This window comes from Klebsiella sp. CN_Kp073 (genome assembly GCF_040065495.2).
GTDB classification, from domain to species: domain Bacteria; phylum Pseudomonadota; class Gammaproteobacteria; order Enterobacterales; family Enterobacteriaceae; genus Klebsiella; species Klebsiella aerogenes.
The window spans coordinates 1,788,281-1,802,243 of the sequence record NZ_CM198051.1 but is presented as its reverse complement, the minus strand read 5'-3'; the positions used below and the strand labels follow the sequence as shown (position 1 = coordinate 1,802,243).

The following is a 13,963-nucleotide window of genomic DNA, read 5'->3' as shown; positions in this document are numbered from 1 at the left end:
TTATGGCCACGTTTTGATATATCGGACAGTTTCGGTCATATCATGTACCCCAGTAATTGTCGGAACTAGCTGAGATATCACACGATTCCATCGCACCAATGGGGCTGTTGTGACATATACGATGTCATACGGCTGTAGCTGGAATTCTGTACCTAACACCATGGCCGATGCATCCTGTGCATTAAGCTGGTAAATATTGGCGATTTTACCCTCTTTATCGCCTTTTAACTGCCGCACGACAAAGACCCCTGTGGCATCACTAAACGCCTGTGACATCCCTTCAGCATTACCCAATGCCTCAGCTAATGTCATGCCGCTTCGATCCATTTTCATGGTACTTTGTTTACCAACTTCCCCCATGACAAACACTTTCAGATCATCATTTCTTGGTACGAACAATATATCGCCCGGGTAGAGTAAATGGTTTTCTGTCAAATCACCTTTTTGCATTAATGCAAACAGCGATATTTTTGTGTCTTTGCCGTTGTGAGTTAAAACAACGTTACGCCAGTCTGCATCAGGAGCTAATCCACCAGCATTATTTATTGCATCCATTACGGTTAGCGGTATATTTGTGATCGGCTGTTGTCCAGATTTAACAACCTCTCCGGTGACATAGGCTTTTTGTGAACGAAATGCAGCAATACTCACGTCTACTTGCGGGCTTTCAATATAGGTTGTTAATCGACTCGCTATGTCGTGACGTACTTCGCTCAACGTTTTACCTGCGACCTGAACCTTACCTATATAAGGATAAAAGATTGTTCCATCGGAGTTTACCCAGTTACCCGTATCGCTAGCACTACGATACTGACCTGCAGGAGTCGTTAGTTCAGGGTGATCCCAGACAGTCACCATCAGTACATCGCCAACACCAATTCGGTATTCATAGCTATGAAGCAACTGGTCGAGTTGCGGATTTGGGCGAGCCAGCACAGTCTCAGGTCTAAGCTGCTCCACTAACCTCGGCGTCATTGGATATACGTTCACCAATTTATCCAGGTCATAATCGCTATCCGGAAGTTCAACTACATTTTTGCGTAAGCTGTTCAGCCCCTGACCCGGAACAATAGTACACCCTGTCAAAAAGCTAATTGCCAATGCCACTGCTGAAACCCTAACAATTTTTTTCTTCATAATGTCACATCATCAATAAACCAAATTTTTTCAATTACTGATTTGCCGTCTGAGTTTTTACCGATTAACAATTCACAATCAGTAATCCTTACCCTCTTCGCAGCATCCAGCCTATAAGCTAAATGGAATCTCTATCCCTGCACTGGCACCAACATCGTCGCTATCGCTATTATCGGCATTGGTGTACCAAAGATTAGTATTCAATCGAACAGATTTATAGACATCGCCACTCCAGCCCAACTGTATCCCTTTTAAGGTGTCTGAATTAGGAAACGCTTTATTGATAGTCTGATTTTCCGGGTTCACTTTCGCGTACACCAGACGGGTACTCCAGCGCTGATTATCTTCAGTCACCAACTCAACTTTGCCTGCAAACAACTGGCCATCTCCCCCCATCGCATCACCTAGTGGATAGCCTTGCTGATAATAACCATCTTTATAGATGTGATGGGTATAACTGTAATTAGTGCGACTCATATTGGTACGGGTATCATGCGCTTCCACATACCAGTTAATCGCATCTTTACCCCAGCCGTGGTGACCTTCAATACCACCAAGATACATATTCGCGGAAGGTAAGAATCCTGACTCATCTTCGCCAATCATTTGGCCATAGAAACTCACCGGCCAGCCCAGAGTAGGTTCGAGCTTAAACTTAAAATCAAAACCGGCAAGTTGGTTGCCCGGTTCATTTGGGTCGTTGGCTGAGGTGTTGTCTTTGCCGGTGAATCCATCCCAGAAGTTGCTAAACGATTGAGGACGTCCCTCCCCACCCCACTGCATTATGCGTGAAGCGCCAAGCTCAAGTGACTGGAACGGAGTAAAGGTAAAACGGCCACCGATAATTTTGGTATGAGGTACGGCCGTGTATTGGTTCATCTGGCTTGCGGAAATCTGATACTGCCACGGACCAATCCAGCGCAACCACCATGTCTCAGGAGCAGCTTGTTCAGCGCGTTGCATTAAAAAACCGGTCATCGGTCTTGCCGCATCGCCACGAATCAAGCTACCTTCATAACCAGGGCCCCACCACTGGGGCACCTGGCCGAATGATAACCATTGATTCCAGAACTTGACTGCGCCATATGCGCCGTTGGCATTAAAACGTGATCCATTGCTAATACGCTCGCCGCCTTCGACATTCCCCTGCAGATGCACATCCCACCATTCACCGCTGTTATTGAAGGCAAGAGAGAGAGAATTATCTGCTGGTTGGCTTTGGCCGAATCCCTGCGGTGTTCCAGGCTGGTCAGTTGACGTATAGCCGCTTACGCGAAAATCCGCCTTCAAATTAGAAAGGCGTTGATTGATGCGCGCCAGGACAACTTGTTCAGAGGAATATGAAGGTTTTGCTTTTTTCAGTGCTCGGGTAATTTCTTCCTGGCTGAGCGGCCAGGTGGAGAGACTTAGATGAATGACTCCGCGATCGGATAACCACGCCAGGTCGTTGCGAAGTTCATTATCATTTTGCACCAACCCTGCTGCATATACCTGCGAGCTAACTGATGCAACCAGACCCAAAGCAAGTGCGATACGAGCAATTTTTATCATTGTTCAAGTTCCATTTACGAGTCCCTTCCCACCAGGTGGGTACGGCAATGGGGATTTTTAAGAATCAGGAGCTTATGAGTTCGACAAGCCTATTTTTTACAACAGCGATCCATTGCCTCGATGGACAACATCCTCAGGTACGAGCGGTTTGCTGCAAACGGATGTGAACTTAATGCATTCATAATGTAAGCGATATTGGTTGCCAAGGCTACTTTCATGGGCTCAATAATGTGCACATGATCAGAAGTCTGACAACGTCGCTATGCGTATGGTGAGTATTCAAAACATTGGGTACCGTGAGTGTCAGGATACGCTACCGCCCTTGGCTTAACAGCTACCAACGCACTGTACCTCTTACCCAGGAATTTTCTTTACATCGACTGTTGGTGAATTAACCACAGCAATTATTTTTACCGCCTCGAGTTTACGAGATTCTTCTGTTAATTGGGAGTATAAATTCACCCCCACGAAGCGGATAAAACGATATTTTTCATTTTTACTGGCAAGGGTTCATCTGTTAATAAGATTATTTAATGACATCCCTCACCAGCTGACCACTTTATTACCACCCTAAGAATGAACCATGGTAACCATATGATTTTAAAGCAATTAAAATAAATGCCATGTTTAAGTAAAAAAATACCCATGCAGTAGTCAACTACAAAATATGATAGATATCATCACCCACTTCTTTTTTGGGTTCCAGAACGATAACTCTGATTTCCGTTATTCTCTTTTCATTTAAGAATCATCTTATCCGTAATAACATACCGAACCGCGCTTTCAAAGATCCTGTTAACATTATTATGTTTCACCATTATGAAAGCCACGATTCTAAAATCCCTTAGTTAACTATGGATACGCCATTTATCATACTAATCACGCCAACTGTTAACCCGTAAACTTATCGAAATAGTATGATTAATATATATGCTTATGTAGATCGGCTCTGGTAAACGGCTTCTCAAATGGTCCGATCATGGTTGCAACCTCGCCTAACAACGACTGCGTCGGTGCTTTAACCCCAGTGTTTAATAATATGAGTGGGATAATTACCACGCTCAACGCCCCCATCCATGAAATCTGCGCAGAACGAAAAGCCGACGTACGCCATTGCAACAGCAGAAAAGTCAAACTTCCACAAGCCCCCAGAATAAATCCACTCACCACTTCAGATACCGAATGTGCATGAATCATCAATCGGGAATAACCCACAATACCCGCCAGAATAAAGCCCAGAAGCACGGCCCCCCAGCGCAGGGATGATGAAGCACGAGAAGTTAACAGCCATAAGAGTATTGGCCAAAAGGCGGTTGAGAGTGCGGTATGTCCGCTGAAACCGGTAAAATCGATTTCCCGTATGCCAATTCCCCAGCCCATAAAGGCCAGTTTTGAAATGCACACGACAGTCCCCGTAATCCCAAAGAGCAGCGCCCATTGCCAGGCCAGAGTCCGGGATGTTTTACGCAGCACCAGCACCGCGAACAGCACCACTGCGCTAGGAAGCAACACGGTACTATCGCCAAAAAACGAGACAAATTGCCAGTTCATTTACGCTTCATCCTCTGACGATACATCCCTTTTCCCTGTATCTTATCCATGAATTCCTTATGGGCATATTCATCCATTAACGTTACGTTTATATGCATACATCACCGTTGTTTAATGGCTAAACATGATCTCAGTCAAGTTTTATTTCGCATCTCTAACTGTGCTACAGTGCGCTTGCTTAAGAAAGAGCGCACTAAGCAACTATCAGTTAAGCAATTTTCTGACTCATCTGACCAAATGACTGCTTCACGCACGACAATCATCAATCAGCCATCGCATCTATGTACTCAATAAGATTCAACTGAGATGAAAACTCTTCATTGCAATTAATGAACCGAATAAATAAGAATCTCGGCTTCATTTCAGTTGGATCTTCTAACGCTGGCGTGCCACTCAACAATATGATGTTATCTGCACGCCAGCTTTCGTTCGTATTAAGCGCCTGGTTTCACGCCAGCAGCTTTTTGATGCTCTCGCGGAATTTAGTTCCTTCTTTATGGTTACGTAAGCCGTAGCTTACAAACGCCTGCATGTAGCCCATTTTTTTACCGCAGTCGTAGCTCTCACCGGTCATCAACATGGCATCAACAGACTGTTTCTTCGCCAGTGCGGCTATAGCGTCAGTCAGCTGGATACGACCCCATGCGCCAGGTTCGGTACGCTCAAGTTCTTCCCAGATATCAGCAGACAGCACATAACGGCCAACGGCCATCAAATCGGAATCGAGCGTTTGCGGTTCGTCTGGTTTTTCAATAAATTCAACAATACGGCCAATCTCCCCTTCCACTTTCAACCCATCTTTGGTTTGAATGACGGAATACTCGGAAAGGTCCCCTGGCATGCGTTTGGCCAGAACCTGACTGCGCCCGGTTTCATTAAACCGCGCTACCATTGCCGCAAGGTTATAACGCAGCGGATCCGCGCTCGCACCATCAAGAATGATATCCGGCAACACCACTACAAACGGATTATTGCCAACGGCCGGACGCGCACAAAGGATAGAGTGACCCAACCCCAGTTGCTGACCTTGTCGAACGTTCATTATCGTGACGCCTGGCGGACAAATCGCCTGCACTTCTGCTAACAGTTGGCGTTTAACTCGTTGCTCCAGCAGCGCTTCCAGCTCATAAGAGGTATCGAAATGGTTTTCTACAGCATTCTTAGATGAATGGGTGACCAGCACAATTTCTTTGATTCCGGCGGCGACAATTTCATCGACGATATACTGAACCATCGGCTTATCAACGATCGGCAGCATCTCTTTCGGTATCGCTTTGGTTGCAGGCAACATATGCATCCCTAACCCTGCTACCGGAATAATTGCTTTCAAACTCACCATTATTTCATCCACCTATATGGTTATAAACTTTCGAATTTTTGTCAGAACGTTGATGTCACTGGCATTTGTTTGTGATGGTACAGCATCGTACCGTGCACGACTTTAACCAAAATCCTAAATTACTCTCTTAGTCCAAGAATACACGCAAAAAATGCTAGCTGACAGGTAGCTTTAAGAAAATTCTCACACATTTGTCCTGGTCAATTGGCATTCATGGGAGCAGGGCAAAAGCAGCGCTTAATGCATTGTTATTTAACAATAATAATTGGAAAACGTTCCTGGCGATAAGCAACTTCCTTTGCAGATTAAACATCTTCTTTCTTAAAAACCGCCATGGCAAGACACTTCAGAAAAAGTCAAATACCATGTGAAATAGCAATTTGGCGATAGTAATTAGTAAAATCGTCTAAATTTTGGACAAAAGGCTAACTTGACTAACCTTCTTACCCGCAGATTAACCCATTGTCCATCGCTGATACTGCTGCTTTTATGCAACAATGAGCCATCTTAAGGGTCTTATTAAACGAGAGACCTGACAAGCTACGGAATTCAGTAGGAATTTTCCCCTAAATAACAACTTGGTGAAAAATACGCCAATATTTTGGTGTTGGCCACGGTTAATAATCTTTTCTTATCCTTGCTATTACCGCACAGTAATTGTATGGATTTCTAATTAATTCCAAATCAGCCCAAATAGATCTTAAAGGCCCGATATTTAACCATCGTTTATTACGTTATAACTTTCGTTTGTACGCTAACCCGCTACGCATCGCCACCATAAGTCGTTGCATTTTACCTGGCGCTTATCCATGATCGATAGATGATACGATTATGTTGTAAAGGTTCTTATTGATTATGGAATGGATTGCCGATCCCTCTATCTGGGCTGGTCTCATTACGCTCGTGGTTATCGAACTGGTTCTGGGGATAGATAACCTGGTATTCATTGCTATCCTTGCCGAAAAGCTTCCCCCTGCCCAGCGCGATCGCGCGCGTGTTACCGGTCTGTTGTTGGCAATGGTGATGCGTTTGGTTCTGCTGGCGTCAATTTCCTGGTTAGTCACCCTCACCACGCCGCTCTTCAACTGGCATGACTTAAGCTTCAGCGCCCGCGATTTGATCATGTTATTCGGCGGGCTGTTCCTGTTGTTTAAAGCCACCGTTGAGCTTAATGAGCGGCTGGAAGGGAAAGACAGTAATAATCCCACCCAGCGTAAAGGGGCGAAGTTCTGGGGCGTGGTGGCGCAAATAGTCGTGCTAGATGCTATCTTCTCGCTGGATTCAGTCATTACCGCGGTTGGTATGGTTGATCATCTGGCGGTAATGATGGCCGCAGTTATTATCGCCATTACGCTGATGTTAATGGCCAGCAAAGCCCTGACCCGCTTTGTCAACAGCCACCCCACGATTGTCATCCTATGCCTTAGTTTCCTGCTGATGATCGGTTTTAGCCTGATCGCCGAAGGGTTTGGCTTCCCAATCCCGAAAGGCTATCTGTATGCCGCTATTGGTTTCTCGGTGATGATCGAATCGTTCAATCAGTTAGCCATCTTCAATCGCCGGCGCTTCCTCTCGGCCAATCTCACTATGCGGCAGAGGACGACTGAGGCGGTGATGAATCTACTAAGCGGACGTAAGGAGAATGCTGAGCTTGATGCCGAGACGGCAACCATGGTCGCCGATCAGGGGGAAAACCCGCTGTTTAATCCGCAGGAACGCTTAATGATTGAGCGCGTACTGAATCTGAATCAACGCACCGTCAGCAGCATCATGACTTCACGTCATGATATCGAGCACATCGACTTAAGCGCGCCCGAAGAGGAAGTCCGCGCGCTGCTGGAGAAAAACCAGCATACCCGTATCGTCGTCACCGGCGGCAACGATAACGAGGATCTGTTAGGGGTTGTTCATGTTATCGACCTGCTACAGCAGTCGTTGCGCAATGAGCCGCTTGATTTACACGTTCTGCTACGCCAACCGCTTATTTTTCCGGAAACCTTGCAGCTACTCCCGGCGCTAGAGCAGTTTCGCCAGGCGCGGACGCACTTTGCTTTTGTGGTCGACGAATTTGGCTCCGTTGAAGGGCTGGTGACTATCAGCGATGTTATGGAAACCATTGCGGGTAATCTGCCTAATGAAGTGGAAGAGATCGATGCTCGTCATGATATTCACAAAAACGCCGATGGCAGTTGGACCGCTAACGGCCATATGCCGCTGGAGGATCTGGTTCAGTACGTTCCGCTACCGCTGGATGATAAACGCGAATATCACACGATAGCCGGATTATTGATGGAATATTTGCAGCATATTCCAGCCGCAGGTGAAGAAGTGAAGATTGGCAGTTATACCCTGCGAACTCTGGAAGTTGAAAGCCACCGAGTGCAGAAAGTACAGATTATCCCGCCGGTTGAAGTAGAAGATGAATTAGATTATGAAGTGTGAATAAAGCGGTTCAGCCGCCGCGGGTCACCTGCGGCGGCTGATGATGGTTACAGCTTATCGAGCAGTTTCTTCACATCTTTGCCGTTCTGACTATTACTATTGCGTTCAGCCCACTCGTTCAAACGCTGTCTGGCTTCGTCCTGCAACTGCTTACGCAGGATCTGATCTACCTGTAGGCTATAGCTTAACGACTGCCACTTACCATAGATACGCAGCGGGATTGCCGTCTGCTTGAGGCGGTCAATCAGCTTGCTTTCGCCTTTCCAGCCGCCTAACACCCGCACGTTGAAATGCATGTCGCAATCCTCTGCTTGCAGATTCAAATTACCTTGCCCGTTCAACGCCATCATTGCCGACTGTCCCTGCAAGCTGTTAAGCGTTATCTGGCCATTATTCAGGGTTAAATCACTGCTTAACGCGTCAAGCTGAGTCGCATTATCGAAGTTTTCTTGCGCCTGTACGTTGGTGCTCCTCGCTACAGCCTGCTGTACGAGCTGCTGGAAGTTGAGTCCTTCGGTACGCGTATCCTTCATTCGCAGCTGTGCCTGTCCCTGCCAGTTACGACGGAAGTCATCTGCATCAATGCGCGGGCCGGAGAAATCGCCATTCAGGGATAATTTTCCCGTCAGGCTAATCGGGTAGTGGAACGCCTGCAAAATGGTACCAATTTCCACATTATCTAACTGCGGTTGGAAAGCGGCATGGGACGTATTGCCCCGAACATCCAGCACTCCAGGTAACGAGATACGCCCCTCGCCCAGACTGCCCTGCAGTTGTTTCACCGTCAGCAGCCCCTGCTGGTTCGTGATATCACTCTTCACCTGGCTGAATCGCATACCACGCCACTGCACCTGATCCGCCGACAGCGCGAGCTGGCCGTTAAAGCCAAGCAAACTATGATAATCCTGCTGGATATCGCTATCGGCAATCACGGGGCGCAGCTGTCTCGGCTGGCTTTGCCCACGCTGATCGGCATTGCCTTCATTAGCCGCCGCGTTTTGCGCAAGCAAACTGTCCAGATTCAGGGTGGTCGCCTGCAGGTTTAGCACCCAGTCAGGTTTATCCCCCAACACAACGCTACCACTACCGGTAATTGCGCTGCCATTAGCCGTGAGATTGAGATTGTCGAAATTGAGTTTTTTCGCCTCTTCAATCCAGCTGGCTTGCAGACTTCCTTGCCCGTTGAGGCCATCCGGCGGCAGCTCCGCTCCGCGTACCTGCCAGTTGAGCTGCGAAAAATCCGCTTTCAGAGAATGAGGGTAATCACCGCCCTGAACCTGTGCAGTAAAGGACAACGCCAGGTCACGTTGATCGCGATTGACCCTGCCGGAGAAATCAACCGTCGCCAGATGGTTGTCATCCTGCTCCATTTGTAAGCGTATGTCGCGCACGGTGATCTGTTCGCCATTTTCATGCTGGAAGAACAGGACACTATCGGCTACCTGCAGCTTACGGACATCGTAGGACCAACCGCGATCTTGCGGCGCCTGAGGCAACGTATTGTCATGCGGCACCACCGGCGCGTTCTGGTCACGCACCGCTTCCGTTTTCGCGGTAAGCTGAATGACCGCGCCTTTCAGCATCACCTGCTTGACCTGCAGTTGATGAGAAAGTAGCGGCATCAGCGCAACATCCAAACGCATATTATCAGCACGCACGACCGGTTCGGAAGCACCTGGCGCCGTTAGCGCCATACGGCCGGAGAGAATACTCAACTGCGGCCAAACATGCCAACGCAGCGGACCATCAAGCTTCAGTTGATAGCCGCTACGCTCCGCCACTTCCTGCACCATATAGTTGCGGAAGTCATTAGGGTTGACCAGCAACACCAGCGCAGTGAGTCCCGCGACAATGACGGTCAACAAGATCATCAGCGTGGTCAGAATTCGTCTCATGACATCCTCTATAAGCCGCTTACTTTATCAATCCTTGTCGATTCGACTAGCCACCGCGCCCTGCTGGTCGCGATATTTGGCGTCTTCACGGCGGTTGTATGGCCGTGCCGCCGGGCCAGAAAGCGGCTCGAAGCTCAACGCGCCAATGGGCATTCCCGGGCGCAGCGCCAACGGCAGCTTGCCGGAATTATAGAATTCCAGCACGATGCAGCCAGACCAGCCCGGGTCAATACGGTGCGCAGTGACGTGAACCATAAGTCCGAGACGCGCCAGTGACGAGCGGCCATCAAGCCAGCCGACGAGGTCTGCCGGAAGCGTTACAGACTCATAAGTCACCGCCAGCGCCAACTCTCCAGGATGAAGATAGAAAGCCTCACCTTCCGGCAATACGATCTCTTCGCTCATGACCCGGTCCAGCGCCGCGCTCACTTCCGCCTTAGGGCCGCTCAGGTCAATAAATGGCGCCGTATGACCGCGGAAGGTACGGAATTTATTGCCTAAGCGAACGTCAACGGTCGCACCGTTAATTCGGTCCACCGGCGGACGTGGGCTGATTGCCAGGCGCCCTTCATCCAACCAGGCTTCTATATCTCGGTCACACAGACGCATGAGCTTTCTCCTTTAAGGCATCTAGCCCTTACGCTTTCCGGGAATAAGGGCAATTGGGGATTCTCTTTGCACGTTACACAATTAGTACGTGTTATTCAAAGAACTGACTGATTTTGGCCTTCAGAATATCGATGGCAATACGGTTTTTACCGCCGCGCGGGACAATAATGTCGGCATATTGCTTGGAAGGTTCAATAAATTGCAGGAACATTGGCCGCACCGTCTTCTGATACTGCGCCATCACCGAGTCCATGGAACGACCACGTTCGTTAACATCACGTTTGATGCGGCGCATCAGGCAGATATCCAGCGGCGTATCGACGAAAATAGAGAAGTTTAATTCATTGCGGAGTCTGGCATCCGTCAACAGCAGGATCCCTTCCAGAATGATCACTTTCTTCGGTTGAATATGAATCGTTTCCGGCATACGCGTATGTTCAACGTAGCTATACACGGGTAATTCAATTGGCTGGCCGCTTTTCAGCGTCTGTAAATGCTGGAACAACAAGCTATGGTCCATCGAGCTCGGATGGTCATAGTTGGTTTTTACACGCTCTTCCATCGACAGATGGCTTTGATCTTTGTAATAGCTGTCTTCTGGAATAACGCCAATATGCTCATCGCCAACTTGTTCACGTAATTCACGATAAAGTGTGCTGGCGATAAGGCTTTTGCCCGAAGCCGATGCGCCGGCGATGCCTACAATGACGCACTGATGAGACGTATCAGTCATAAATTTTTGCGACCTGATTAACCTGGATGTAGATGGAGGGTGACGTTTGACCGTCAAACGCGGCAATTATAGGGATTTCAGGGCGGCGATACCAGTAATATGCGCCCTGTACGCCTATTCCTCGTCCGGCGTCCAGCCTTCGGTATACCAGATATGCAACAACGCATAGGAGCGCCAGGGTTGCCAGCGGCTGGCATAGCGCGCGATACGCGCGGGCGTCATTCCAGGAAAACGCTGTTTAATCAGATAGTCATCGGGCAGAAAAATATCTTTTGCCTGCCAACCACGCAGCGCATAGTAATTCGCCGTCCAGCGACCAATGCCCGGCAGACTCTGCAATTGCTTCATACCGGTTGCAATATCAGCAGGCGCCGTCAACGGCAATTCACCGCTCAATGCCGCTTTGCCAAGGTGAATCAAGGCTTCCGCGCGGCGAAGGGGCATACCTAGCGCTTTGAGAGCCAATGGATCGGCTTGCGCCAGTTTCTGTGGGTCAGGGAAGAGAACATAGCCTGGCGCTTCGCTTAACGGCTGCCCGTAGGCCGCAGCCACTTTGGCCGTCAGCTTCGCCGCCATCGCTACGCTCACCAGTTGCCCCAATACCGCGCGCACCGCCTGTTCAAACGCATCCAGCGCGCCCGGCAAGCGTAACCCAGGCCGCGGCTGCGCCAGTTTGCCTAAGGTTTGCGTGACCTCAAACGGATCGCATGCTAAATCAAACAGTTGCGCTACGCGCGCCAGGCACTGGTCTGCTACCGGTAATAGTCCGCGAGAGAGCATCACCCGGAAACCCTGCCCGCATTCATCCGCTTTAACGGTAATCAATCCGCTGTGCCCATCGATACTAAAGCTGCGGGTATATTCATCTTCATGGAAGCTTTCAATTCCCGCCACCGCACGCGCGCTGAGAAACGCGAACATCCATCGCCAGTCATAGGGGGGTCGCCAGGGTAATAGTGTCATGCACTCTCCTTATTAATCGCAACAAGCATAGATGCTCTAAGACAGATGCGCCTTGCTTTTAAATTCCAGTTGTCGGCATGGCGGCAATCCGCTAAAGTCGCCCCCCTTCTTCACTGGCATGGGGATTTTTCCGGTTATGTTTATTGGTTTTGACTATGGTACCGCTAACTGTTCGGTCGCCGTTATGCAGGGTGACAGCCCACGGCTTTTAACGCTGGAAAATGGTAGCCCGCTGTTGCCATCGATGCTTTGCGCTCCGACGCGCGAAGCGGTCAGCGAATGGCTATACCGCCACCACAATGTCCCGGCCGACGGTGCGGAAAACCAGGCGCTGCTGCGTCGCGCCATTAATTATAACCGTGATGAAGATATCGAAGTCCTGGGCAACAGCGTTCAGTTCGGACTCGCCTCTCTGCATCAATACGTTGACGATCCGGAAGAGGTCTACTTCGTTAAGTCGCCAAAATCGTTTCTTGGCGCCAATGGCCTTAAACCCCAGCAGGTTGCGTTATTTGAAGATCTGGTCTGCGCGATGATGCTGCATATTAAGCAGCAGGCGCAGTCTCAGCTGAGTGAACAAATTACCCAGGCGGTCATTGGTCGACCGATTAACTTCCAGGGGCTTGGCGGCGATGACGCCAACGCTCAGGCACAAGGAATTCTGGAGCGGGCGGCGAAACGCGCTGGATTTAACGATGTCGTGTTTCAGTTTGAACCCGTCGCAGCAGGGTTAGACTTTGAGGCCACCCTCGATAACGAAAAACGCGTACTGGTCGTCGATATCGGCGGCGGCACCACCGACTGCTCGTTGCTGTTGATGGGGCCACAGTGGCGGCAGAAAGCTGACCGTCAGAATAGCCTGCTCGGCCACAGCGGCTGCCGTATCGGTGGTAACGATCTGGATATCGCCCTGGCCTTCAAATGCCTGATGCCGTTACTCGGTATGGGCGGTGAAACGGAAAAAGGCATTGCGCTGCCGGTACTGCCCTGGTGGAATGCGGTGGCGATTAATGACGTCCCGGCGCAAAGCGATTTTTACAGCGCCGCCAACGGCCGTATGCTCAATGACCTGCTGCGCGACGCCCGCGATGCTGACAAGGTCGCACTGCTGCTTAAAGTCTGGCGTCAGCGTCTGAGCTATCGCCTGGTGCGCAGCGCGGAAGAGAGCAAAATCGCCCTCTCCGCTCAGCCGTATTTCAACGCCGAACTACCGTTTATTAGCGATGAGCTGGCGACCGCTATCAGCCAGCAGGGGCTGGAAGAGGCGCTCAATCAACCGCTGGCCCGCATTATGGAGCAGGTAAAGTTAGCGCTGGAAAGCAGCCATGAAACCCCGGACGTTATCTATCTCACCGGCGGTAGCGCGCGATCGCCATTAATTAAGAAGGCGCTGGCCGCACAGCTGCCGGGGATACCGATCGCCGGCGGCGATGATTTTGGTTCCGTGACCGCCGGGCTTGCCCGCTGGGCGCAGGTGGTTTTCGCCTGAAACGCGAGCGCCATTCGGTAACCTGAGTTGACTTTGCCGCTTTTTCGTCCTAATTTGCAGGATGAAGGGTAAGGGAGGATTTCTCCTCCCCCTGGCGTCTTAGTAAGCCGGTAAGCTAATCACTAAGAGTATCTCCAGTATGATGACCAGGTTCATCATAACCCTTTCCTTATTTAAGGCCCCTTCCTCAGGAGGGGCTTTCCTGTATTTAGCCTCCGCTAAATCAAGCTGACGTTACCATGCCGCGTCCGACA

Annotated in this window: 11 protein-coding genes; 2 read left to right on the top strand and 9 right to left on the bottom strand. The window is 49.7% G+C overall.

All coding sequences use genetic code 11. The features are described from left to right. From ABLV66_RS08700 to galF, 4 genes are all read right to left on the bottom strand, one after another. Positions 1-1,137: a polysaccharide export protein gene (locus tag ABLV66_RS08700; protein ID WP_047078099.1), complete on the bottom strand. Its 1,137-nt coding sequence runs from the start codon at positions 1,135-1,137 to the stop codon at positions 1-3. 111 nt (positions 1,138-1,248) lie between these two features. Further along, positions 1,249-2,688 (bottom strand): capsule assembly Wzi family protein, encoded by a 1,440-nt coding sequence (locus ABLV66_RS08695; protein ID WP_047046462.1) that lies wholly within the window; start codon positions 2,686-2,688, stop codon positions 1,249-1,251. A gap of 921 nt (positions 2,689-3,609) precedes the next feature. Continuing rightward, positions 3,610-4,239 (bottom strand): phosphatase PAP2 family protein, encoded by a 630-nt coding sequence (locus ABLV66_RS08690; protein WP_045391862.1) that lies wholly within the window; start codon positions 4,237-4,239, stop codon positions 3,610-3,612. 448 nt (positions 4,240-4,687) lie between these two features. Further along, the gene (gene galF, locus ABLV66_RS08685) at positions 4,688-5,578 is read right to left on the bottom strand and encodes a UTP--glucose-1-phosphate uridylyltransferase GalF (protein WP_015706060.1); all 891 of its coding nucleotides are present in this window, start codon (positions 5,576-5,578) and stop codon (positions 4,688-4,690) included. A gap of 855 nt (positions 5,579-6,433) precedes the next feature. On the opposite strand from galF, the gene ABLV66_RS08680 reads away from it, so the two are divergent. After that, positions 6,434-8,020: a TerC family protein gene (locus tag ABLV66_RS08680; RefSeq protein ID WP_047046458.1), complete on the top strand. Its 1,587-nt coding sequence runs from the start codon at positions 6,434-6,436 to the stop codon at positions 8,018-8,020. A 47-nt stretch (positions 8,021-8,067) separates the two neighbouring features. Here ABLV66_RS08680 and asmA read toward each other — a convergent pair whose 3' ends face one another. From asmA to alkA, 4 genes are all read right to left on the bottom strand, one after another. Continuing rightward, positions 8,068-9,915, bottom strand: a complete 1,848-nt coding sequence (gene asmA, locus ABLV66_RS08675) for an outer membrane assembly protein AsmA (protein ID WP_348875998.1) — start codon at positions 9,913-9,915, stop codon at positions 8,068-8,070. Between the two features lie 27 nt (positions 9,916-9,942). Beyond that, positions 9,943-10,524, bottom strand: a complete 582-nt coding sequence (dcd, locus tag ABLV66_RS08670; RefSeq protein ID WP_015365790.1) for a dCTP deaminase — start codon at positions 10,522-10,524, stop codon at positions 9,943-9,945. Between the two features lie 91 nt (positions 10,525-10,615). Next, positions 10,616-11,257 carry a uridine kinase gene (gene udk, locus ABLV66_RS08665; RefSeq protein ID WP_015365789.1) on the bottom strand — a complete coding sequence of 214 codons (642 nt, stop codon included), beginning with the start codon at positions 11,255-11,257 and terminating at the stop codon, positions 10,616-10,618. A gap of 114 nt (positions 11,258-11,371) precedes the next feature. Further along, positions 11,372-12,220 (bottom strand): DNA-3-methyladenine glycosylase 2, encoded by an 849-nt coding sequence (gene alkA / locus ABLV66_RS08660; RefSeq protein ID WP_348875999.1) that lies wholly within the window; start codon positions 12,218-12,220, stop codon positions 11,372-11,374. Between the two features lie 136 nt (positions 12,221-12,356). Here alkA and yegD point away from each other — a divergent pair, with 136 nt between their 5' ends. Next, positions 12,357-13,709: a molecular chaperone gene (gene yegD, locus ABLV66_RS08655; protein WP_348876000.1), complete on the top strand. Its 1,353-nt coding sequence runs from the start codon at positions 12,357-12,359 to the stop codon at positions 13,707-13,709. 99 nt (positions 13,710-13,808) lie between these two features. Here yegD and ABLV66_RS08650 read toward each other — a convergent pair whose 3' ends face one another. Next, positions 13,809-13,865, bottom strand: coding sequence for a type I toxin-antitoxin system Ibs family toxin (locus ABLV66_RS08650; RefSeq protein ID WP_512174160.1), 57 nt, complete (start codon positions 13,863-13,865; stop codon positions 13,809-13,811). Between the last annotated feature and the right edge of the window lie 98 nt (positions 13,866-13,963).

Coding starts and splice junctions, on each gene's coding strand:
- ABLV66_RS08700 (WP_047078099.1), bottom strand. CDS start 1,137: ATGAAGAAAAAAATTGTTAGGGTTTCAGCAGTGGCATTGGCAATTAGC.
- ABLV66_RS08695 (WP_047046462.1), bottom strand. CDS start 2,688: ATGATAAAAATTGCTCGTATCGCACTTGCTTTGGGTCTGGTTGCATCA.
- ABLV66_RS08690 (WP_045391862.1), bottom strand. CDS start 4,239: ATGAACTGGCAATTTGTCTCGTTTTTTGGCGATAGTACCGTGTTGCTT.
- galF (WP_015706060.1), bottom strand. CDS start 5,578: ATGGTGAGTTTGAAAGCAATTATTCCGGTAGCAGGGTTAGGGATGCAT.
- ABLV66_RS08680 (WP_047046458.1), top strand. CDS start 6,434: ATGGAATGGATTGCCGATCCCTCTATCTGGGCTGGTCTCATTACGCTC.
- asmA (WP_348875998.1), bottom strand. CDS start 9,915: ATGAGACGAATTCTGACCACGCTGATGATCTTGTTGACCGTCATTGTC.
- dcd (WP_015365790.1), bottom strand. CDS start 10,524: ATGCGTCTGTGTGACCGAGATATAGAAGCCTGGTTGGATGAAGGGCGC.
- udk (WP_015365789.1), bottom strand. CDS start 11,257: ATGACTGATACGTCTCATCAGTGCGTCATTGTAGGCATCGCCGGCGCA.
- alkA (WP_348875999.1), bottom strand. CDS start 12,220: ATGACACTATTACCCTGGCGACCCCCCTATGACTGGCGATGGATGTTC.
- yegD (WP_348876000.1), top strand. CDS start 12,357: ATGTTTATTGGTTTTGACTATGGTACCGCTAACTGTTCGGTCGCCGTT.